This window comes from Halomonas sp., from assembly GCF_052095695.1.
GTDB lineage: Bacteria > Pseudomonadota > Gammaproteobacteria > Pseudomonadales > Halomonadaceae > Vreelandella.
In genome coordinates this window covers 1-22,354 of record NZ_JBQDLQ010000058.1, presented here as the reverse complement: position 1 = coordinate 22,354, position 22,354 = coordinate 1, and the positions used below count along the sequence as shown (strand labels likewise).

General features: G+C 54.5%; 21 protein-coding genes and 1 pseudogene. 9 read left to right on the top strand and 13 right to left on the bottom strand.

The window, feature by feature from the left end; genetic code table 11:
• Both ACTH5D_RS12205 and ACTH5D_RS12200 read right to left on the bottom strand, forming a co-directional pair.
• A partial coding sequence (locus tag ACTH5D_RS12205; RefSeq protein WP_441671610.1) for an efflux RND transporter permease subunit occupies positions 1–1,136 on the bottom strand: 1,136 nt, incomplete at its 3' end.
• Positions 1,137–1,142: 6 nt separating this feature from the next.
• Positions 1,143–2,330: an efflux RND transporter periplasmic adaptor subunit gene (locus tag ACTH5D_RS12200; RefSeq protein ID WP_441671608.1), complete on the bottom strand. Its 1,188-nt coding sequence runs from the start codon at positions 2,328–2,330 to the stop codon at positions 1,143–1,145.
• Positions 2,331–2,729: 399 nt separating this feature from the next.
• Here ACTH5D_RS12200 and ACTH5D_RS12195 point away from each other — a divergent pair, with 399 nt between their 5' ends.
• On the top strand, positions 2,730–3,689 hold the full coding sequence (locus tag ACTH5D_RS12195) for an AraC family transcriptional regulator (protein WP_441671606.1): 960 nt from the start codon (positions 2,730–2,732) through the stop codon (positions 3,687–3,689).
• Between the two features lie 12 nt (positions 3,690–3,701).
• On the opposite strand, the gene trpA is transcribed toward ACTH5D_RS12195, so the two are convergent.
• Together trpA and trpB are read right to left on the bottom strand one after the other, a co-directional pair.
• Positions 3,702–4,541 carry a tryptophan synthase subunit alpha gene (gene trpA, locus ACTH5D_RS12190; protein WP_441671604.1) on the bottom strand — a complete coding sequence of 280 codons (840 nt, stop codon included), beginning with the start codon at positions 4,539–4,541 and terminating at the stop codon, positions 3,702–3,704.
• 20 nt (positions 4,542–4,561) lie between these two features.
• The gene (gene trpB, locus ACTH5D_RS12185) at positions 4,562–5,791 is read right to left on the bottom strand and encodes a tryptophan synthase subunit beta (protein WP_441671612.1); all 1,230 of its coding nucleotides are present in this window, start codon (positions 5,789–5,791) and stop codon (positions 4,562–4,564) included.
• Between the two features lie 126 nt (positions 5,792–5,917).
• Between trpB and ACTH5D_RS12180 the strand changes: the two genes are divergently transcribed.
• Positions 5,918–6,820, top strand: coding sequence for a LysR family transcriptional regulator (locus tag ACTH5D_RS12180; protein ID WP_441671602.1), 903 nt, complete (start codon positions 5,918–5,920; stop codon positions 6,818–6,820).
• Positions 6,821–6,843: 23 nt separating this feature from the next.
• Here ACTH5D_RS12180 and ACTH5D_RS12175 read toward each other — a convergent pair whose 3' ends face one another.
• Both ACTH5D_RS12175 and ACTH5D_RS12170 read right to left on the bottom strand, forming a co-directional pair.
• On the bottom strand, positions 6,844–7,443 hold the full coding sequence (locus ACTH5D_RS12175) for a class I SAM-dependent methyltransferase (RefSeq protein WP_441671600.1): 600 nt from the start codon (positions 7,441–7,443) through the stop codon (positions 6,844–6,846).
• Between the two features lie 8 nt (positions 7,444–7,451).
• Positions 7,452–8,081, bottom strand: a complete 630-nt coding sequence (locus ACTH5D_RS12170; RefSeq protein WP_441671598.1) for an SDR family oxidoreductase — start codon at positions 8,079–8,081, stop codon at positions 7,452–7,454.
• Positions 8,082–8,311: 230 nt separating this feature from the next.
• Between ACTH5D_RS12170 and ACTH5D_RS12165 the strand changes: the two genes are divergently transcribed.
• Both ACTH5D_RS12165 and ACTH5D_RS12160 read left to right on the top strand, forming a co-directional pair.
• Positions 8,312–8,677, top strand: coding sequence for a hypothetical protein (locus ACTH5D_RS12165; RefSeq protein ID WP_441671596.1), 366 nt, complete (start codon positions 8,312–8,314; stop codon positions 8,675–8,677).
• A gap of 691 nt (positions 8,678–9,368) precedes the next feature.
• A complete protein-coding gene (locus ACTH5D_RS12160) occupies positions 9,369–10,301 on the top strand; it encodes a glycerophosphodiester phosphodiesterase (RefSeq protein ID WP_441671594.1) in 933 nt (310 codons plus the stop codon).
• Between the two features lie 97 nt (positions 10,302–10,398).
• Here ACTH5D_RS12160 and ACTH5D_RS12155 read toward each other — a convergent pair whose 3' ends face one another.
• Positions 10,399–11,292, bottom strand: coding sequence for a dihydrodipicolinate synthase family protein (locus ACTH5D_RS12155; RefSeq protein WP_441671592.1), 894 nt, complete (start codon positions 11,290–11,292; stop codon positions 10,399–10,401).
• Between the two features lie 423 nt (positions 11,293–11,715).
• Between ACTH5D_RS12155 and ACTH5D_RS12150 the strand changes: the two are divergent.
• Positions 11,716–12,279, top strand: a pseudogene (locus ACTH5D_RS12150) (IS30 family transposase); the annotation flags it as partial.
• Between the two features lie 61 nt (positions 12,280–12,340).
• Here the strand turns inward: ACTH5D_RS12150 and nfsA are convergent.
• Positions 12,341–13,072, bottom strand: a complete 732-nt coding sequence (gene nfsA, locus ACTH5D_RS12145; RefSeq protein ID WP_441671590.1) for an oxygen-insensitive NADPH nitroreductase — start codon at positions 13,070–13,072, stop codon at positions 12,341–12,343.
• A 154-nt stretch (positions 13,073–13,226) separates the two neighbouring features.
• Between nfsA and ACTH5D_RS12140 the strand changes: the two genes are divergently transcribed.
• On the top strand, positions 13,227–13,994 hold the full coding sequence (locus ACTH5D_RS12140; RefSeq protein ID WP_441671588.1) for a class I SAM-dependent methyltransferase: 768 nt from the start codon (positions 13,227–13,229) through the stop codon (positions 13,992–13,994).
• A 20-nt stretch (positions 13,995–14,014) separates the two neighbouring features.
• On the opposite strand, the gene ACTH5D_RS12135 is transcribed toward ACTH5D_RS12140, so the two are convergent.
• From ACTH5D_RS12135 to hemA, 5 genes are read right to left on the bottom strand one after another with little or no spacing between them, the layout of a single operon-like run.
• A complete protein-coding gene (locus ACTH5D_RS12135) occupies positions 14,015–14,770 on the bottom strand; it encodes a HesA/MoeB/ThiF family protein (RefSeq protein WP_441671586.1) in 756 nt (251 codons plus the stop codon).
• A gap of 4 nt (positions 14,771–14,774) precedes the next feature.
• Complete coding sequence (locus ACTH5D_RS12130) at positions 14,775–15,275, bottom strand: winged helix-turn-helix transcriptional regulator (RefSeq protein ID WP_441671584.1); 501 nt, start codon at positions 15,273–15,275, stop codon at positions 14,775–14,777.
• 29 nt (positions 15,276–15,304) lie between these two features.
• Positions 15,305–16,156: a peptide chain release factor N(5)-glutamine methyltransferase gene (gene prmC, locus ACTH5D_RS12125; protein WP_441671582.1), complete on the bottom strand. Its 852-nt coding sequence runs from the start codon at positions 16,154–16,156 to the stop codon at positions 15,305–15,307.
• Positions 16,156–17,244, bottom strand: coding sequence for a peptide chain release factor 1 (gene prfA / locus ACTH5D_RS12120; RefSeq protein WP_441671580.1), 1,089 nt, complete (start codon positions 17,242–17,244; stop codon positions 16,156–16,158). The genes prmC and prfA overlap by 1 nt, the downstream gene beginning before the upstream one ends.
• A complete protein-coding gene (hemA, locus tag ACTH5D_RS12115; protein WP_441671578.1) occupies positions 17,241–18,548 on the bottom strand; it encodes a glutamyl-tRNA reductase in 1,308 nt (435 codons plus the stop codon). The genes prfA and hemA overlap by 4 nt, the downstream gene beginning before the upstream one ends.
• Before the next feature lie 258 nt (positions 18,549–18,806).
• Here hemA and ACTH5D_RS12110 point away from each other — a divergent pair, with 258 nt between their 5' ends.
• The 3 genes from ACTH5D_RS12110 to ispE all read left to right on the top strand — a co-directional run bounded on the left by ACTH5D_RS12110 (position 18,807) and on the right by ispE (position 22,273).
• On the top strand, positions 18,807–20,600 hold the full coding sequence (locus ACTH5D_RS12110; protein ID WP_441671576.1) for a tetratricopeptide repeat protein: 1,794 nt from the start codon (positions 18,807–18,809) through the stop codon (positions 20,598–20,600).
• A gap of 128 nt (positions 20,601–20,728) precedes the next feature.
• On the top strand, positions 20,729–21,376 hold the full coding sequence (gene lolB / locus ACTH5D_RS12105; protein ID WP_441671574.1) for a lipoprotein insertase outer membrane protein LolB: 648 nt from the start codon (positions 20,729–20,731) through the stop codon (positions 21,374–21,376).
• A 24-nt stretch (positions 21,377–21,400) separates the two neighbouring features.
• Complete coding sequence (gene ispE, locus ACTH5D_RS12100) at positions 21,401–22,273, top strand: 4-(cytidine 5'-diphospho)-2-C-methyl-D-erythritol kinase (RefSeq protein ID WP_441671572.1); 873 nt, start codon at positions 21,401–21,403, stop codon at positions 22,271–22,273.
• Positions 22,274–22,354: the final 81 nt, after the last annotated feature.

Sequence of the window (22,354 nt, the reverse complement as noted above, 5' to 3'; positions counted from 1 at the left end):
ATCACCGAAACCGGCACTGCCAGCAACGGGATGATAGAGGCACGCCAGGTTTGCAGGAACAGCATGACCACCAACACCACCAGCAGCACGGCTTCCAGTAGAGTAGCTATCACTGACTTTATAGAATCATTAACAAAGATCGTGGTGTCATAAACCGCTTCATACTCAACGCCTTCCGGGAACTGTTCGGACAACTCGTCCATGGTGGCGATGACCTGCTCGCGAATCTCCAGCGCATTGGCCCCTGGGGCCTGGAAGATTCCTATACCTACCGCGTTCTGGCCGTCGAGCTGCGAACGCAGTGTATAGTTCCCTGCTCCCATTTCGAGCCTAGCCACATCCGAAAGCCTGAGTAATTCGCCGCTGTCACCACGGCTCAGCACGATATCGCCAAATTCTTCCACCGTTTCCAATCGCCCACGGGCGTTGATCAGGGTGAGAAAGTCACTATCTTCAATCGGTTCGGCCCCCAACTGCCCAGCGGAGACCTGCACATTCTGTTCGCGCATGGCGCCCACCACGTCACTGGCCGTCAGGCCGCGGGCCGCTATTCGATCAGGATCGAGCCACGCCCGCATGGCGTAGTCCCCGCCACCGAAAATTTGCGCATCCCCTATCCCTTCGAGCCGGGCCAGACGATCGCGGACATTCAGCCGTACATAGTTACGCAGGTAAAGGGTGTCGTATTCACCGCTGGGTGAGGTCAGGTGAACGACCATCAGAAACGTGGGTGACTGCTTCTGGGTGGTTACACCTTGACGACGCACGGCTTCCGGCAGCCGGGCCTCGGCCTGGCTAACGCGGTTCTGCACCCGGACCGCGGCCTCCTCGGCATCGGTACCGGGGCGGAAGGTGACGGTCATCTGCAACACACCGTCAGAACCAGAGACAGACTTGAGGTACATCATGTCCTCAACGCCATTGATGGCCTCTTCCAACGGCGTGGCGACCGTCTCGGCGATCTCCTTCGGGTTAGCCCCGGGGTAGACCGTGCGAACAACCACGGAGGGCGGCACTACATCCGGGTACTCACTGATCGGCAGGTTGGGAATGGAGATCAGTCCCACCACAAGAATAATGATCGACAACACCGCCGCAAAAATCGGTCGGTCCACGAAGAAACGGGAGAAGTTCATGGCGGCTTACTCTTCCCTGGCAGCAATGGTGGGTTGTGTATCAGCCGCCGGGGCGGTCGCTACGCTTTGCGGGCTCACTTCCATTCCGGGGAAGAAAACTTTTTGCACGCCATTAACGATCACTCGATCACCCGCTTGAAGCCCGTCGGTGATGACTGTGCGTTCTGCCACCTGCCGCCCTGTGGTTACCTGGCGCTGCTCTGCCAGGTTATTCTCATTGACGACATAGACGTAGCGGCGATCCTGATTGGTCAGCACTGCCTTACGATCTACCAGTAATGCTTGCTCTAAACGAGCGACCGGCATTTCGACCCGCGCAAACTCCCCTGGTCGAATGCGGCCATCCGGGTTGGCCAGCACCGCCCGAAACTGCAAAGTACCTGTGTTGGGGTTCAAACGGTTGTCGATAAAGTCCAGAGTACCCGTGTACTGGCGCTCCGGGTCACCGCCCAGCTCAATCGTTAGGCTGTTCGGCGCGTCACTAATCAGGAGTGCCTGGCTGGCAAATGCGGCCTGCTCGTCCGCTTCGAAGTAGACGTGTACCGGATCAATGCTCACCAGCGTGGTCAACAGGCTCTGATCAGCGTTGGCCAGATTACCCAGGGTCACCATGGCCCGACCGGCGCGACCACTGACGGGCGTCGTAATGCGGGTGTATTCCAGGTCCAGCTCGGCGGTATCCAATGCGGCTTCGGCGGCATCCACCATGGCGCGGGCATTACTCAGGGCCGATTGACGCTGGTCATGCACCTCTTGAGAAATGGCTTGACGGCCAAGCAATACCCGGGCGCGCTCGGCTTCGCTGCCCGCCTGGGCAAGTTGGCTCCTGGCCTGGGCAAGATCCGCCTGGGCGGCGCCAACACGCGCCTGATAAGGCCGTGGATCAATCAGGAACAGCAGATCCCCCTGCTCTACCAGCTCGCCCTCCTCAAAGGCCACTTCCTGGATATAGCCACTCACCCGGGCTCTTAACTCGACCGTTTCTGCGGCTTCCACCCGGCCGGTAAATGACTCACTCAACACCACAGGCTGAGCAACGATTTCCGCTACGTCGACTTCCGGCGGTGGCGGCGATGATGGCGCTGCCGTCTCCTCGCTCTGAGCCTCGCACCCGGTCAGCAAGGCTGTTAGTAGCAGTAACGGGATCAACGTCCTGCTACTAGCAAAGCGGGTTCTTTGAGACAGACTTCCCATGATGACGTGCTCCAATGGCTACCGGCATCCGATAGCAGCGTTCGTGATATAGATGGGTACCGCGTTGGCAGTTATGTCGTCGGTTAAGCGGCATGAGGTACGACCAGCTACCAAGCACCGACCAGATAATCAGCTAACATAGATGAAGGAAGAGCATGGGAGGTATCAGGTTCCTGCGGGAAGATTGCCTAATTCTGTCGTGGCGAGAAAAAGGGTTACCAAGGCGTACACGTCAAGAGACTGACCTATTTCGGTGCATAGTCACAATGACGATGCCATGACACTTAGTATGAATTGTCGGTTTCTACGGGGTGATTGCCTGATTCTGCAAAATCAACCGAAAAGCCTTCGATTCCTCAAGCGAAGACCTATACTGCGAACTGTTAAGGAGGAGAGCCAGTGACCGTTATCGCGCCTGATCAGATCGCCTATTGTACCGAAAGTCTGCCACAGCAATTAAGCCAAGTCGCTCGCCGTTGGGCGTTCTCAGAAGGGCTCCAGGACACCGCGATTGCCGAGGTGCAACTGGTGCGCGCTGACGCACACACCAGTTTTCACTGCGCCGTGTATGAGCCCTGTTTGTGCTTTGTCATTCAGGGCAGCAAGACCGTACTACTGGGCGACAAGGAGATCGTCTACACCGGCCCCAGCTACATGGGTAGCGCCGTTCACCTCCCAGTGGTGGGCAGAATTGACTATGCCACTCCAGAAAAACCCTTCCTGGCAGTAAAGGTCTCGGTGGATCCTCAGGAGGTCGCGGGGCTGATACTGGAACTGGGTGACAAAGCGCCGCCTGCCGGGAATGATGCTATCTGCTCCGAGATGGACTGCGGCTTAAAATCGGCCCCTATGGATGCACGTATGCAGGGCGCGCTCTATCGACTACTGAGTCTGCTCGACTCACCAGAAGATATTAAGGTGCTTTCGCCCTTGGCCCGTCGAGAACTGATTTATCGGGCATTGATGGGCGCCATGGGACCTCACATGCGCAGGTTTGCCGCCTCAGATTCCCAGGCTAACCGGGTTTCTCGAGTCATCTACTCCCTCAAGGAAAACTTTACCCAGCCTCTACGGATCCGCGAGCTCGCCGCCGCCGCCAATATGAGCGAGTCGACGCTGTACCACAGCTTCCGAGAAGTCACACGCATGTCGCCACTTCAGTATCAGAAGAAACTCCGTCTGCACGAGGCCCGACGACTCATGCTGGCTGAGGGGCTCGAGGCGGCCACCGCCAGCTACCGAGTGGGTTATGAAAGCCCTTCCCACTTCAGCCGCGAATACAGCCGTATGTTCGGCGCCCCACCGCGCGCTGATGTTAGCCAGCTTCGAGCAGCCAGGTCAGCACCGCTGCCCGCTTAGTCAACGTATGGTTTAACCACTCACCGGCTCCCCGACCTTCCGACACGCCCTGACGCTTTCCGCCAGCTCGCTGACCAAGCCGTGCACCCGCTCTACAGCGTCGTCGGGAGTGTTGGCGTGTTCAATACAATCAACCAGTGCGGAGCCCACCACGACGGCATCACTGTAGCGGCCAATGGTGGCGGCCTGCTCGGCGGTGCGAATACCAAAGCCGACGGCAATGGGTAGCTCGGTATGTTCACGCAGTTGACCTACTGCAGCTTCAATCCGTTCCGGCGTTGTTGCATTACCGCCAGTGACACCAGCCACGGAGACGTAATAGATAAATCCAGAAGCATTCGCTAGTACCTTGGGCAAACGTTTAGCGTCTGTGGTCGGCGTCGCTAGGCGGATAAAATCGATACCGTGCTGGGCCGCTGGTGTGCAGAGCTCGTCGTCATGCTCAGGGGGAAGATCCACCACGATCAGGCCATCGACGCCGGCGAGGGCTGCGTCGGTTAAAAAGCGCTCGACGCCATAGCAGTAAATGGGATTGTAGTAGCCCATCAGCACAATGGGCGTGGTGCTATTCTCTTCACGGAAGCGGCGCACCATTTCCAGCGTTTTGGCTTGGGTTTGGCCATTTTCCAGGGCGCGAAGCGCGGCTTTTTGAATCGCAGGGCCATCAGCCATCGGGTCGCTGAATGGCATACCGAGTTCGATGATGTCTACCCCTGCTGCGGGCAGCCCATGCAGCAGTCGCTTGGAGGTTTCGGCGTCCGGATCACCTGCCGTTAGGTAGCTGATCAGCGCTGGGCGGTTTTGCTTCTTGAGAGCAGCAAAGCAAAGTTCAAGACGAGAGGTATGGGGCATGACGTTCTCCAGTGTTGCGATCATAGCTGTTTAACCCCGAATTTTTCACCAAGATGATGGGCGACGCTCATCATGTCCTTGTCACCACGGCCACTGAGATTGACCACCATCAAGTGCTCGCGGGGCAGCGTTGGTGCGCGCTTGGCCACTTCGGCTAAAGCGTGGGCGGTTTCCAGGGCTGGAATAATGCCCTCCTGGCGGCAGCAGATCTGAAACGCTTCCAGCGCTTCGTCGTCAGTGGCCGAAACGTACTCAACCCGCCCCTGCTCATGGAGCCATGCGTGCTCGGGCCCAATGCCGGGATAATCCAGCCCGGCGGAAATCGAGTGCGCGTCGATAATCTGGCCATCTTCGTTTTGCAGCAAGTAAGTGCGGTTGCCGTGTAGCACGCCAGGGGTGCCGCCGTTCAGGCTGGCCGCGTGCAGGCCACTTTCAACGCCTTTGCCGCCCGCTTCTACGCCGATCATCGTTACCTCGGGCTCATCAAGGAATGGGTGAAACAGCCCCAGGGCGTTGGAGCCCCCGCCAATACAGGCCACCAGCGAATCCGGCAAGCGGCCATGCTTTTCAAACATTTGGCTGCGGGTTTCGTGGCCAATGACCGCTTGGAAGTCGCGCACCATGGCCGGGTATGGGTGCGGCCCCGCCACGGTGCCAATAATGTAGAAGGTGTCGTCGACATTCGTTACCCAGTCGCGCAACGCCTCGTTCATGGCGTCTTTTAGCGTGCCGGTGCCCGAGGTAACAGGGATCACTTCCGCGCCCAACAACTTCATGCGGAATACGTTGGGCTGCTGACGTTCGATGTCGGTTGCCCCCATGTAAATGACACACGGTAGGCCAAAGCGCGCCGCAACCGTGGCAGTGGCGACACCGTGCATGCCAGCACCGGTTTCGGCGATGATGCGCTTTTTGCCCATCTGCTTGGCCAACAACACCTGACCGATGCAGTTGTTAATCTTGTGCGCGCCGGTGTGATTCAGTTCTTCGCGCTTCAAATAGATACTCGCCCCACCAAAGTGCTCGGTCAGCCGCTCAGCAAAGTAGAGTGGGCTTGGCCGACCCACATAATCACCCTGAAAGTAGGCAAGCTGGCGCTTAAACTCAGGGTCGTTTTTGGCGGTGGCGTATTCGTCTTGCAGCTCTAAAATCAGCGGCATCAGCGTTTCCGCGACAAAGCGTCCGCCGAAACTGCCAAACATGCCATTGCCATCAGGCAGGCTGGTAGACAGGTTTATGGGTGTATTCATTACGACCTCGAATGCCATTTGGGTACGCTGTGGATAGCCTTGAAAGTAACCCAGGCGTTCACCGATAAAAATCGATAAGATGGCAGCCATCTGTGAGTTTTACTCAACTATCAGTCAGGACGTTATATGCAAAACAGCATGCCACCGCTTAGCGCCCTACGTGCCTTTGAAGCCGCTGCCAGGCTGGGTAGTGTGACCGCGGCTGCCGATGAGCTAAACGTTACCCATGGCGCTGTTAGCCGCCAGCTAAAGAGCCTTAATGAGCATTTTGGCGTGACACTGTTCACTAAAGCGGGCCGTGGCATTGTGCTTACACCGCATGGCGAAAAGCTTCAAAGCGGAGTCGGTGAGGCGTTCGCTCGCCTCAAGGATAGTTGCACAGCGCTCAAGCATGATGTGGAAGAAGCGCCCTTCACGCTCGCATGCCCTGGCAGCTTGCTGGCCCGGTGGTTGATTCCCAGGCTGGATCGCCTGCACCGCGAGCAACCAGAATTAAAACTGCAAGTCGTCGTGAGCGAAACAGAGCAACCCGGCGCGCATACGGATGCCAATGCCACTCTGGCGTTTTCCGAGCCGCCCTGGCCCGCGGATGTGGAGGTATTTGAGCTAATGCCGGAACAGATCTGCGCGGTAGCAAGCCCCCAACTGATGGCACACATCGACTCCACCAAGCCAGAAACACTATTTACCAACACGTTGCTGTACACCGCTTCCCGACCCCAGGCCTGGCCGCAATGGGCCAACGCCCAAGGGCTTGAATTGACACAACTGGAAACGGCGCTCAATAAAGGCCAAGGGTTTGATCACCTCTACTACTTAATGGAAGCCGCAGTGGCAGGCTTGGGCGTGGCGATTGCCCCTCGCCTGTTGGTGGAAGACGACCTAAAGAGTGGGCGGCTGATCGCGCCCTGGGGGTATATCGAAACGCCTGCCAGACTCTGCTTGTGGTTACCTAAACACATTAATAGCCGCCGCAGCGAGCCACTAGCTGAATGGCTTAAGCGGGAACTGATAGAGGGGAACGGATAGACGGGCACTGATACTTTTCAAGGTTATCCTTTCTGCACAATCAAATAAGTATGCAATTCCGGGTGCTGGTCGTACTCCAGATGTTTGCACACCGTACCTAATTTCATGAGTAAGGATAAGAAGCCATTGGTGCCAAGCGAGGAGTAGCAGACTTCTGGCCCCATAAAGTTATCCGTATGCTCGCCGGGTTCATCTGTGCCGCCGAAAGAGAAGATAAACACACCCCCTTCGTTCAGGCTATTGATGATCTTCGTGATGACACTCTCTTGCTGCGCCAGCGGAATATGCCAAATGCTGTCCCAGGCGGTGATGAGGTCGTATTTTCCCGGCAGTTGCCATTGGCAAATATCCTGGTGGTGAAAGGTCACATCAGGGTGCTTCTGCTTAGCGAGGCGCAGCATTTCGGCGGAAATATCCACGCCTTCGGGGGTAAATCCTTCCCGTTGAAGCAGGCCGATAAAACGGCCTGTACAGCCACAGCCGATATCCAGCGCCTTACCTCGGTTTTTAACAAACGACAGTGCCCTTTTATGCGCCTCCATGCCGTTGGCGAGATTGAATTTCTCGCTTTGCCAGAGATGGGTGATCTGGTCGTAAGCGCTGCCAATATCGATAGGATTCATGGGCAAGCTTATCCAATGATCTCGCCAATCGAGCGTTTGCCATCCAGTAGCAGATACTCCTGATTGACCACATCTGTTTTTTGCACAGCGTGAAGTAGCGCATGGGCTACGTTTGCTCGTGAGACTTGGTTGTCGCCTGCTTCCTCCAGTGAACTGGCAAACTTCTGACTCGCGGCTTCATCGGTAAAACGCCCAGGCTTGAGAATGACGTAAGGCATACCGCTGTTGCGAAGGTAGGCATCAGCAGCAAATTTCGCGGCCATGTAGGGGCGCATTTTCTCGGGTGCTTCCAATGGCTTTTCTGCACGCATGGCGCTGATCATCAGGTAGCGAGAGAGACTTTTTTGCTTGGCGATATCAGCCGTGCGAATGGCACCGTAAAGATCAATCATCAGGGTTTTATCCGGACCTGCGTGAGGGCCAGAGCCAGCAGTAAAGACCACTTGATCACAGCCTTTGAAAGCGTGTTCAAACTCACCCTCTAGGTCGGCGATGACAGTGCTAATATCGCGCTCTTTAAACCACGTCGCCTGCTCTTCACTTCGGATCATCGCCTTGATAGACGTTCCTGCCTGCTGTGCCAACTCGCAAAACTGTCTGCCAATCTGTCCGTTCGCGCCAATCACTAACGTTGTCATTACGACTCCTTGCGAATGAGTTATTTGTTAATATGTGCAGGCACCTGGGCATAATTCAACCTATTGCTGATTCATTTTCCCCCTGCATTTACTTACCTACGTTAAGACCTTCATAGAGTCGATGGCCCCGCAGCGAGCCACTGGCAGAATGGCTTAAGCGTGAGCTTGAGGTGATGAAGCTATAATGAATCAGTGAGCGCTGTACGCCTAGTCGTTACCAGGAGGACCCTATGACAGAGGCAGAACGCACGAGTAACGATGCTCATACCCGGGCACGTTATATATCGCAAATTCAGCGTATTTCTTCGGCTGCTAAAGCAGACATTTCAGCAGGCAGAATGAGTTATCTTGAGGCAGCAGAGTACTGTCATGCGATGCGTAACCAAGTCATGGATGAGTATAGGAAACTGACTAGTGTGCTGGGGCTAGCAAGAGCAGAGCAGATAAAAAAAACACCGCCTAGCCTTGCAACTCTTTTCGAGCGATACGCACAGCAACTATTTGATTGTGCGTACCAAAACCTCTCAGCTGAGCAGCAGCAACGCATACACCACGAGGTGATTGAAGCTTCTGGGCGCAGCAATGCTGAAGTCTGACCCAAGAACGTCAGCAACGATAGTTGCCAGAGATACGTGAGCGGGATGTTGGTGATGCCATCTGCAGGCTCCTCGCTAACATCCAGCGCTTCGATACAAACACTACATTTGGCGCTCACGCATTCAAGCCACAACTCCAAACACACGACCGATGGCAGAGGTTAGCGCCATCGCGAGCGCGCCCCAGAACATCACTCTAGCTGCAGCTTTCAAGATAGGAGCTCCGCCAGCTAGAGCCGCAACAGTGGCAATAGCGCGCCCGTGGTAAAGGTCGCAGCTGGCCACTAGACCAACAACGCCTGCCAGCATGATATCGCTCTGTGAGGTACTGACGGCTGCAACACCGAGTATCAAGCTGCTCGGTGGGATCGATGATGCTCGGTATGTAATGCCATCGTTATGCGCCTTTGATTACTTGTTTACTGCGGTGTTAATGACATAAAAAGATTGCTCTCAAGACGAGCAGTTCCATGGCATTGATAACGTATGTTCATACCGCTTTTTAATTAGATTTATTTTATACAGCTTTACATGTAACTATCCATGTAACTATCCATGTAACTATCCATGCAACTCTCCATGTAACTCCCCTTGCTCATTACGTTGAACTAGGCGACGTTGAATGCCTGTTTGGCTTTCACTATTCAATCCGTGTAGGGTTATTAAACAGACATTCAACGAAGGAATTTCCATGCAACGCTGTTTACTGGTTACGACAATATCCCTGGGGCTTTTCGGCGGTGCTGCCACCACCGCGCTGGCGGAAACAATGCCATTGGAACAGCAGTTACAGGATCTTCAGTCATTTCAGGTAATTGCTCACCGAGGCGCCAGCGGCCATGCCCCTGAAAGCACCATGGCAGCCTATGAGCTGGCCCACAAATGGGGCGTCGATTATTTGGAGCTGGACGTTCAAATCACCTCCGATGGCGAGTTGGTGGTATTCCATGATGACACCATTGACCGCACCAGCGACGGTGAAGGCGCGATTAATGATTACACGTTAGAAGAACTAAAAGCGCTGGATATCGGCACCTGGTTTAACGAAGAGAACCCCGATAGCGCCGACACTGCCTTTGAAGGCGCGCAGATGCTAACGCTAGATGAGCTATTTGAGCGCTTTGGCCACGATGCCCGCTATTACATTGAAACCAAGTCTCCTCAGTTGAATCCTGGCTTAGAAGAGGCCTTGGTAGCAGTGCTTGAAGAGCACGATATGATTGAGAGTGGTCGTGTATTAGTGCAGTCCTTTGAGCAGGACAGCCTGCTCAAAGTGCATGAATTAAATGAGAACGTGCCGCTGATTCAACTGGTGTGGTACTACCCTAGTGAAGAAGATAACACTCGCCTTGTAGAGTGGACGGGGGTAACGCCGGGGCCAGAAGAGATCACCGATGCGGATTTCCAAGCGGTCGCGGAGTACGCCGTTGGGATTGGTACCAACTACATGTATGAACAGCAAGTGGTGATTGACGAAGCATTTATTCACCAGGCTCAGGAGAATGGCCTGCCCGTTCATATTTACACGGCCAACGAATCTGAAGAGATGGAGCGCTTAATCGAGTGGGGAGTCGATGGTCTGTTCACTGATTATGCTGATCGCTTATTAACGCTTACCGAGTAAGTCATAGCCGCATAATGGCCATATCAGCATAGATTGCATAGCAGGTTACTTATTCGTATTACGCCCGGCCTAGCTGGGCGTTTTTGGTTTCGCAGTATTACTCTAACCTAAGCTGTTCCACTATCTGCTCTACTCTTTCTCGGTCTACTCCCTGCAGCGATGTAAGAGGCTGCGGCAGGCATGGTTGGGTTACCATGCCCGTTATTTCGGCAATAGTAGCGGCGACACGCAAGCTGCCGCCGTGGGCTCGGTAAAGTCCCCACAATGGCTCAAGGGCATCGGAAAGCGCGCAGGCTCGTTGAACATCCCCCGATTGAGCGGCTTGCGTGATGGCCAGCGCCTGCTTAGGAAATAGCCCCCCAACGACGGAATACCAGGCATCGCACCCTGCGATTAGACCTGTTGCCGCAGCAGGATCGCCGCTAATACCTATCGTGACATCATTAGGGATGAGCTTGCGCAACCGTGCCACACGCTCGCGGGCACCCTCAAGATCATTAACGACAGGTGGAATTTTAATTGAGCGCACACAGGGCAGTTGAGCAATACGACCATGCAGTTCATCGCTGAACTCAAAGTGGGTAGTGCCGGGGTTGTCATAAACGCAAAGCGGCACACTCAGCGAACGGCAAACCGTTTCATAAAGATCAAACACCTCGTTATCGGTAAGCTTTTGGTAGGAAACAGGAGCTAGCAGCACCCCGCTGGCACCTGCTTTTTGGGCGTTTTCTGCATTGGCTAACACATCGCGGGTACGTAGTGCACCAATACCCACCACAACAGGCACACTGGCTGCGCTTTCCACACTAAGCAGGGCGACACGCGCTCGCTCTTCTTGGCTTAAATAAGCATAGCTGCCGGTCGATCCCAGCACGCCAATGGAGTCCACTCCAGCACTGGCTAAATGCTCTACTAAATACATCAGCTCATTATCTTGGATGCCCTGCTCGTTCATAGGGGTTAACGGAAACGCACTTAGTCCGGTGAACATGATGAATCGCCCTGTTTAAAGAGTCTTTATCGCAGTGTCGCACAGACACTTAGCGACTAACTAAAAGCATTTGAGATAGAAACGGTCGTAGTCAGCATATAAAAATCAGCTAAGCCAAATCCTACATTAGCAATTTCACCTAATTTCAATATGTTATACGTGGGAATGAGCTTTGACTATCCATTGAGTCAACCCAACAGTCTCCTCCATGCCTGATCGTCAATCATTAACATAACTTCCTGTTATTTTTCTTGAATTGATGCAGTGTTTGCGTATATTCCGTACCAACGGCGCTGCGGTGTTTTTCTGAGGCTTATCATTTCGTTATACCCTAATTACGCGACATAAAAAACAATATCTAAAAAAAGCTAAAAGGGGGGATCACCAGTGCAACACCTGTGTATTCCATTAAGGTGTTTCCTCATGTCATACATCGAACTCAGTATTGAAGAGCGTGCCAGTATTCAGGTTGGACAAGCCCAGGGGATGAGCCTAAGGCGCATTGCCCAACTCCTGAAGCGTAAGCTGATGCCAGGCACCGAGCGCTTTGATCTCATCGTTCATCTGGTGCGACGGCGCTTGTCTCCCGAGCAGGTTAGCGGCAAGCTCAAGGCTATGAAACTACCTGACTTGAGCGATGCCTAGGCCTGCCGCGAGACCATCTACACGGCCCTTTATGCATTACCGGTTGGTCACCTGCGCAAAGAGCTGATTCACTGTTTGCGACAAGGAAAAACCACCCGTAAACCTCGTCGTGGCGAAGTGGATCGTCGTGGCCAAATCCCTGATATGGTCAGTATCCATTTGCGCCCGCCCGAGGTTAGTAAACGCGAAATGCCCGGACATTGGGTGGGCGATCTGATCAAGGGTAAGAATAATGCGTCAGCAGTGAGCACCCTGGTAGAGCTCAGCAGTGGCTATCTGATCCTCGCTAAAATGGACGATGCCACCGCCACATCGGCGGTAGCAGGCTTCAGTGCGCAGTTGATCGCCCTCTTTTCCAAACAGCCTATGCAGCAGAATGCCGCGCCGCTTATATCCTTACACTTTACTTCATTTCAAAGCCGCGCTTGATCAAGAAATCACGCATATGAGGACGCAGCTTGTTATCGAACAGTGGTTTAAGATTATGCGACCAGTCAGTATCTTTATTACTGCTGCTACGCGCTTGATAGTAAGCCAGCATAGTAGCGTCGAACGCTTGAATCTGATCGCTATGTTCAGTGTAGTAGTCTTCTTGCAGAATGGCCTCTACCGGTAGGCGGGGCTTAACTTCAGGTGCATGATCAGGATAGCCAAGGCACATTCCAAACACTGGATAAACGTGCTCAGGGAGTCGCAGCAAATCACTAATCGCCTGGGGATTATTGCGGATGCCGCCAATATAGCAAATGCCCAGCCCTTCAGACTCCGCCGCCACTGCCACGTTTTGCGCCATTAGCGCCGTATCTACCGTCGCGACCAACAGCTGCTCGGTCATACCGCGGATGACGTTGGCACCAGTGTATTCAGATGCCTCTGTAGGCCGTTTCATATCGGCACAGAACACTAGAAAGTCTGCACAGGTAGTAACATAACTCTGCCCACCGGCCAGCTCCGCAATCTGTTCGCGGTTTGCCGGATTTTTCACATGAATAACGGTATAGGCTTGAACATGGCTGGAAGTCGCCGCGCCCTGCCCCGCCTGAATCAGCTCTAGCAGTAGCTCTCGCGGAATTGATTTGTCGCTAAATTTACGGATCGAGCGGTGGGATTTTAACAGTTCAATAACGTCGTTCATGGAACCTCGCTTATCTGAATAGCACTTTTCGAGTTAACACTTACCGATATAAGCACTGGATATAGGCTGACAGTATCTCACAGCCTGACAGGACTAGCGTATGCTGCATACTGACTGACACCTGTTGAAATAATCGCGAGGCTTAAAAGCAGATATGACTCATACACCTCAAAATGCCCCTGGCCAAAAGTGGAATGCCAGTGGCTATGCCGAGAATGCTGACTTTGTACCGAAGCTAGGCAGCGATGTTCTTAAACTTTTGGCGCCTCAAGCTGGTGAAAGAATTTTGGATCTTGGCTGCGGTGACGGTGCTTTAACCGAGCGTCTCGTTCAACTTGGAGCGAATGTCCTAGGCGTCGATGCATCAGAAGACATGGTGCATTCAACACGTAGGCGCGGCATTTCCGCACAAACCGTTGACGCTCATCAGCTGGTTTTTGACCATGAGTTTGACGCAGTGTTCAGCAATGCGGCTCTGCACTGGATGCTTGATCCGCACGCAGTCTTGGTAGGCGTGAAGCGGGCATTAAAACCCGGCGGTAGATTTGTAGCCGAATTTGGTGGCCACGGTAATGTAGCGGCAATTTGTACGGCACTGATTGCTGCGCTGCACCAGCGCGGCATTAGCATTGAAGGCCGTCACCCGTGGTACTTCCCCACCCCTATCGAGTATGCGGAGCGGTTAGAAAATGCCGGTTTTGATGTTGAAAGTATCGCCCTGATTCCTCGCCCAACGCCGCTACCGACCGGCATGGCAGGATGGTTAAAAACGTTTGCCAGCCCGTTTATGCATGGTTTGGATGAAAGCGTACGCGAAGCGGTGCTAAAGAACACCTTGATGCTGTTGGAGCACAGCCTTCGTGATGAGCAAGGAAACTGGACAGCAGATTATATTCGTCTGCGCGTTTCAGCCCGCGTGTAACGTAGCCCGACGTCTAGCCCTTACCGAAGCGATGCACATACCGGGCAGGCTGGGTCTCTTGGAACCTGAAAGTGGCGCCATTGGCCGCTCAAACCATCAAACGTGGAGAGCCCTTGATGGGGTGTGCCGGCGCCGCTGAGTAGTTTGAAAGCCTCCACCGCTTGAAAGCAGCCAATTAAGCCGACAAGAGGCGCCACAATGCCGCTTTCTGAACAGCTGAGCGCTTCGTCGCCGCTATCATCCGGCGGATAAAGGCAGGCGTAGCAGGGGCAATCAGCTCGACGGGGGTCAAATACCGCCAGTTGGCCAGAAAATCGTATGGCGGCGCCAGAAACCAACGGTACACCGGTCTTTTGTGATGCTGCATTGATTGCATAGCGGCTTGAAAAACGATCGGTGCAGTCCAGCACGACATCCACAGACGCGACTAAGCGTTCAAGTGCGTCACCGTCTACATGCTGATCTAACGCGATAACGCGACAGTGCGGATTAAGCGCCTGCATGCTGGCTTGAGCTGAGCGCGCTTTATTGCCACCGATGCTAGCCTGCTGGTGAGCGATTTGGCGCTGAAGATTGGAAAGCTCAACGTGATCAGCATCGGCAATGGTGATACTCCCCACGCCCGCAGCCGCTAAATAGAGCGCAACCGGTGAGCCAAGACCGCCGGCGCCAACAATCAGCGCATGGGTCGACTGAAGACGTTCTTGGCCCTCTATATCAACCTCGGGCAGCATGATCTGGCGGCTATAGCGCAGCAGCGCCTGGTCATCCATCATGGGCTTACTTATCCTCAAATTCCTCATAGGCGGGAATGTGTAAATTAAAGCTCTCTTTCACCTCTTCCATCACCACATAGCTTTTGGATTCTTTCACACCTGGCAGCGTTAACACGACATCGCCCAATAGCTGGCGGTAAGCGGCCATTTCAGGGATACGACATTTTAAGATGTAGTCGAACTGGCCGGAGACAAGATGGCTCTCTTGGATCTGAGGGAGTTTTTCGACGGCGCGCCGAAACTCATCAAAAACGGCAGGCGACTGTGTCTCTAAGCTGATCTCAACAAAGACTAATAAATTGGCCTTTAAAGCCCGCGGATCAAGAATCGCTTGGTAGCCACGAATAATACCAGCCCTCTCCAGTCGCTTAACGCGTTCAAGACAAGGCGTTGTGGATAACCCAACCTCTGAGGCTAAATCAACGTAGGAGATGCGCGCATTTTCTTGTAGACAGCGCAAAATTTTAAGGTCGATACGGTCCAGCGTTCTATTTTTAGGTTTCATGCCAGAATCCATTGCTAATAATCGGGCCGTTATTTTAAGCGCCCAAGAGTAACGCGTTCATGTCCGCCTAGGTCACAAACACTTTCAACGTTTTGATAGCCCGCGCTGCTCAGCGCCATGCGTACTTTATTCGCCTGGGTGTAGCCATGCTCAAGCATTAGCCAGCCGGAAGGCGCCAAATAGCGCTGAGCGGCATTTACCAGATGCAGTAAATCGGCCATGCCATCGGCCTTTGCCACTAGTGCAGAACGAGGTTCAAAGCGTACATCGCCCTGCGCTAAATGTGGATCATCGGCAGCAATATAAGGAGGATTACTCACGATCATATCGAACGACGCCACGCTCTTCTCGTCGATATTTAAAGCACTAAACCAGTCGCTTTGGCAAAACGCGGCATTGGTAATCGCCAACGCCAGTGCATTACGAACGGCCAATGCTACCGCTTCGGCGCGCACATCCATTCCTAGCACTTCCCAAGCGGGCCGCTCGCTGGCAAACGCTAGCGCGATAGCGCCAGTACCCGTACCAAGATCAAGCAGGCGGCCTGCCGACGCTGTGGCTCGGCTAAGCGCCTGTGCTACTAGAGTTTCTGTATCAGGCCGGGGAATTAACGTATCGGGCGAGGTGGCTAAACGCAGCCCCCAAAACTCGCGCTCGCCAATTAAGTAAGCGACGGGCGTCCCTTGAGCACGTGCCGCCACGAGGGCATTAAAACGTGCATGTTCCCAAGTCGGGCAGCGCTGGTCGCCCCAGGTATAAAGCCAGGTTCGATCACGTCCGGTAACGTGGCTTAACAGCACGTCTGCATCGACTCGCGGTGAAAGCGAGCCCGCCGCCTGCAAACGCTGTGCTGCCTGTTTAAGCAGCGCATCAAACGACATTAGGCGTCCTGAAGAGCAGAAAGCTGTTCCGCCTGATACTCATGAATCAGCGGGCTGATGACGTCGTCAAGCTGTTCACCGCTCACCACTTCATTGAGCTTATAAAGCGTCAAATTAATCCGGTGATCGGTAATCCGCCCTTGCGGAAAATTATAGGTGCGGATCCGCTCACTGCGATCCCCAGAGCCTACCAGCGAACGCCGCGCATCCGACTGCGTTTGATGCTGAGCATCGACGGCATTGCGCTTCAATTTCGCTGCCAGCAGCGACATCGCTTTGGCGCGGTTTTTATGTTGGCTGCGTTCTTCCTGACACTCCACCACGACGCCGGTAGGTAAATGGGTAATGCGGATTGCCGAGTCGGTGGTGTTAACGTGCTGACCACCGGCGCCACTGGAGCGGTAGGTATCCACTCTCAGGTCGGCGGGATTAATCGTGACATCACCGATCTCATCCACTTCTGGCATCACCGCGACCGTGCAGGCAGAGGTATGAATACGCCCCTGTGATTCGGTTGCGGGTACGCGCTGCACCCGATGAGCACCCGATTCAAACTTCAGCTGTGCGTATACGCCATCGCCTTTAACGCGGGAGATAATCTCTTTGTAACCACCCTGCTCGCCGTGACTGGCGCTGACCACTTCCACTCGCCAACCGCGCTTTTCGGCATAGCGTGAGTACATACGAAATAGGTCACCGGCAAAAATAGCCGCCTCATCGCCGCCGGTCCCCGCGCGGACTTCCAGAAACACCCCGCGCCCATCATCAGGGTCTTTAGGCACGAGCAAACGCTTTAATTCAATGTCCAGCTCAGCTAGCCGATCGCGCCCTTCGCTAAGCTCCATCTCGGCCAATTCACGCATATCCGCATCACTATCACCGCTAAGCTGCTCGGCATCCTGCATATTGGCTTCAACGTCACGATACTGCTGCCAGGCAGCAACCAGCTCTTCTAGCTCGGAATACTCACGCGAGTAGTCGCGAAAACGCTGCTGGTTATTGATCACCTCTGGATCAGACAGCAGCATCGCCAGCTCTTCAAAGCGTTCCGTAAAGCTGTCTAAGCGTTGGCGCAAAGTCTCTTTCATGCGGGCGTATCATCCTTCTGACGGTTAGGCACAGGCGTGGTTTCAAAAGCAGGTTTGGCGGGCAGAAGTAGGCGCGTCGCCGCATTCAGCAGCTCGTGGCGCTCTTCAGACGCAGCATCGCGTATTGCCTGTGTCGGCTGATGAAGCAGGCGGTTGGTCAATTGGTGCGCTAAGCGCTCAATGACTTTAGCGGGGTCTTCACCACTTGCCAGCCGCGCTAAGGCCTGGTCGCGGGTAAGATCACGCAGCGCCTCACCCTGCTGGCGATAGTCACGGATTAACTCGCCGCCGTTACGAATACGCCGTTCGTGCTGCCAACTTCCGACGCCGTGCTCAATTAATGATTCGGCTTGGTCTGCGGCCACCTGACGATGACGGCGATTCTCTTGGATCACTTCTTCCAAGTCATCCACGGTATAGAGAAATACATCCGCCAGCTCGCCGACTTCGGGCTCGATATCCCTGGGCACGGCAATATCCACCATAAAAATCGGCCGGTGGCGACGTTTTTTAAGCGCTCGCTCAACCATACCTTTACCCAGAATAGGCAGCGGCGATGCGGTAGAGGAGATCACGATATCGGCATGCTCAAGCGCTTCGGGAATTTCTTGTAGGGTAATCGCCGACGCACCCAAGGGCCCTGCCACACGCTCGGCGCGCTCACGAGTACGATTCGCTACGGTCAGTTGACGAACGCCCGCCTCATTTAAATGCCGAGCCACCAGCTCGATGGTTTCACCGGCGCCAATCAATAGCGCGCGCGAACGGCTGAAATCATCAAAAATACGGCTGGCCATGCTGACAGCGGCATACGCCACTGAAACAGGGTTTTTGCCAATACCGGTTTCGGTGCGCACCTGTTTAGCGACGGCAAAAGTATGCTGGAAGAGTCGCTCAAGCTCGCCGCCTAAACCTTTGGACTGACGTGACTGCTGATAGGCATCCTTCAACTGCCCCAGGATCTGCGGCTCGCCCAGCACCATAGAGTCCAGGCCAACGGCTACGCGCATCAAATGGCGCGCCGCATCGTTGTCTAAATAGTGATAGGCACAGCGAGTCAGCTCATCGACGCGAAGGTTATGAAAGCGCCCAAGCCAATTCAATACTGCCTGTTCACCAGCCGCATCCGTGACACAGTAAAGCTCCGTGCGATTACAGGTGGATAGCACGACCGCTTCACTAATTTGTGGCAGGCCACGCAATTCGGCCAGCGCGGCATCAAGCTGCGTTGGCGTAAAAGCGACCTGCTCACGCACGGCCACGGTGGCGGTACGATGATTTATTCCCAGGGCAAGAAGCGTCATGCGTTATGCGTCTTCGCTAGTGTGTCGGACTTTTCGTCAGCCGCTGATCAAAGCCGGCAGCTGTAACGTCAATTGGGGCTTGCTAAAACAAGTCTTAGGTATGGTCAAAGTGAGGCACATTATTTATGCATAGAGATTGCTAATCACTTTTTCAAGGAGGAACATTCTATCACAGCAGGCAATCATCTGGCTCACACCACTTTGCCGCAGGCAGGCAAGCCGCTATGCTGAACATTCGGCCACTTAATTGAGAGATGCATGCGACTTCGCTCTACATTACTGGGCACCACATCGATGGGCTCTATTTTAAGGGGTTCGACCCTATTATCCATGACCGCTGCTGCGATGATGCTAAGCGCCTGTCAATCTGCACCTAGCTCGCAGGATGGACCGTTAGGCCCATGGACAGATGACCCCATGCGCACCGCTCCTCCTATTACGCGCGGGCTTGATGCAGCAGGGCTCAGCGCACTGTTAGGGGCAGAGCTTGCTGGCCAACGCGGCGACTATCGTTACGCCAGCCAAGGCTATCTTGATGCCGCGCAGCGCTATCAGGAGCCGGCGCTCGCTGAGCGGGCTACGTTCGCCGCCCGCTTTGGCAATGAAACCTCCTTAATAGAAGCCTCGGCACTGCGCTGGCGCGAGCTGGCGCCTCAAGCAGAAACACCTAATCGCCTACTGGCGGCTTTTTCGCTGCAGCGCGGTGATTGGCTCGACAGCCTAGCCCAGCGTCTTTCCATTGTTGAAGCAGGCGGGCACGGCGATTTAACTGCCTTTGCAGAGATTGCCGTCGATGAAAATGCGCCATTGACGTTAATCGCCCAACAGATGCGCAATCACTTAGCTCAACCCAATGCCGCGCAGTTAGAGCACCATAGCGATGTCGTGCTAGCCACCGCATTGATTGAGGCGGCGCTTGGCGACACTGCCAGCGCTCAGCAGCGGCTTGACCAAGTCGAGGCAAGCGAACCTGAGTTAGCCGCTTTATGGCTCGCGAACGCGCGCTTAGCCTTTGAAACAGGCAACCTAAAAGCGGCTCAGCAAGCCGCCGAGCGGGGCCTTAGCTTGGCCCCTGACGATGTCCGCTTTATCTTGCTATTAGCGCAGGCGGAAATTCGGCTTAGCAATATCAGCGCTGCCGAAGCTCAAACGGACGCGCTGCTGGAAAGCCATGGCGGCAATCAAGAGCTGCGTTTAGCTTTGGCCCAGCTTTATTTTGAAGAGGGCCACCCCGCTCCCGCTCAACGCTTACTCCAGCCGCTGATCGGTCAACCCGACGTACCCAACTTAGCGTATTACCTGCTGGGCGCCATCACCCAGGCCCAGGGCGATATCGACAACGCCTTGCTTTACTACCGCCAAGTCAGCGAGGGCGATGAATTTATGCCCGCGCGTGCGACAGCGGCCCAAATGCTGCTTGAAGAAGACCGCCTGCTTGATGCACGCGCCTTTCTACGCATTGAGCGAATGCGCTCCGAGCGTTATTTCACTGAGCTGGTAATGCTCGAAGTGCAGCTGTTGGATGAAGCGAATCAGCGAGAAGACGCTGCCGCGCTGCTAGATCGAGAAATAACACGCACGCCTGACGACGAAGCGTTACTGTATATGCGAGCAATGCGCCGCTGGGGAACGGGCGATATTACCGGCATGGAAAAAGATTTACGCCAAGTGCTGGTCACTGACCCAAACAATGCCGAAGCGCTTAATGCACTGGGCTACACGCTAATTGATTTGAATCTGCCTGATCGCCTGGAAGAGGCCTTTGAGTTTATTGAACGTGCGTATGAGTCAGATCCCAGCAATCCTGCCGTACTCGACAGCATGGGCTGGGCCTACTACCGTCTTGGCAATTTGGAAGAAGCGTTATCCTGGTTAGAAAGCGCCTACGCGCAACTGCCGGACCAAGAGGTCGGGGCGCATTTAGCAGAAGTACTTCAGGCGCTAGGGCGTGATGAAGAAGCGCGCCGAGTTCTCCAGCAAGTCATGCAGCGAACCGACCGGCATCCGCTAATTGACGAGCTACTGCAGCGTCACCCGGAACTAACGCCTTAACAAAAATCATCAATGGCACGTTAAAATCAACGTACCGACTGAGAAGGGCATTGATCAATAATGGTACCCTACTCCTTACGCTAAAATATTCATCTTGCACTTACCCTTATTTAACATGGAGCCTGCTTATGCTGACAATGACGTCCCTTTCATCCCGCCTCCCGCTTGCTCTTCCTTCTTCACACCTCTGGCTGGCGGGCATGGCACTGCTGTTACTCGCTGGCTGTGCATCCCAAGGCCCCATCGATGAAAGTGGCCGCCAATCCGGCCAGTGGGAGCGCCAACAGGCCGACGTTGAAGCGTTTGACACCTGGGCACTGGTAGGCAAGGCAGGCCTGCGCACGCCGGAAGAAAACATAAGCGCCAACCTTGACTGGAACCAGCACCCCCACTATTTCCGCATGCTGATCAGTGGCCCGTTTGGCGGCGGACGTAACGTGCTTGAAGGCCGTGAAGGACGTTTTTCCCTCTCCAACAGCGACGGGCGTTTTGAAGCAGAAACTCCCGAAGCGCTCATGGAAGAACAGCTTGGCTGGGCACTCCCGGTCAGCGCCATGCCCGACTGGGTGCGCGGCCTACCCGGTGAACATGGCAGTTATCAAATCGAAACCGACGAGCTCGGCTTTCCAAGCCATCTGACTCAAGACGGCTGGGAAATCGATTACCGTGACTGGGAAAGAGTCGATGAACTATGGCTGCCTCGCCGGCTAGTCATGCTCTATGACGACGTTCGCATCACCCTAGTGGTGAATCAATGGCAAGCCAGCGGCGAGTAATTAAGCGCACGCAAAAGAGCCTACATGATCGCATCACTAACGCTACCAGCACCGGCAAAACTTAATCGAATGCTGCATATAGTGGGCCGTCGTGAAGACGGCTATCACAGCTTGCAAACGCTATTTCAGATTATTGATTTTTGCGACAATATTACCTTTACGCCTCGGCGTGATGGTGAAATCCACCTTAAAAATGCGGTTAGCGGCGTTGATCACGATGACAATTTGATTGTGCGCGCCGCACGCCTATTACAGCAATATAGCGGAACACACCTGGGCATTACTCTCGATGTTGAAAAGCACCTGCCGATGGGTGGAGGGCTGGGCGGCGGCAGCTCCAACGCAGCGACTGTTTTGGTGGGGCTCAATCATATTTGGCGATTAGGCTTGTCTCTTAACGCGTTAGCCGAGCTTGGATTGCAGTTAGGGGCCGACGTACCGGTTTTTGTGCATGGGCACACCGCTTGGGCAGAAGGCGTAGGTGAACAGCTTACCCCGGTCACGCTTGATGCTCCGTGGTTCGTAATTATTCATCCAGGCATTAGCGTCTCTACCCCCAGCGTCTTCCAAGACCCGCAATTGACACGTGACAGCCGCCCCATTACTATGGCGCGCGCACTGCAGGGGGGAGCGCAGGAGTGGCGAAACGACTGTGAAGCCGTCGTAAAGAAGCGCTATCCGCCGATTGCGGAAGCGCTCGACTGGCTCGAACAGTATGCGCCCAGTTGCCTAACCGGCACGGGCGCCTGTTTGTTTGCTGCGTTTAAGACGCAACAGGCCGCACAGGCAATCGCGCAGTTGTCAGCTAAACGCTGGCCTACATGGGTAGCGCACGGACTCCACACCTCTCCCCTGCATGATGACTTGGGCTATTTCACGAAAGCCCTGGGCAACTGAAAGCGCCCGGTCATCGTAATCGTTTATTGTTGGGGTATCGCCAAGTGGTAAGGCACCGGTTTTTGGTATCGGCATTCCCAG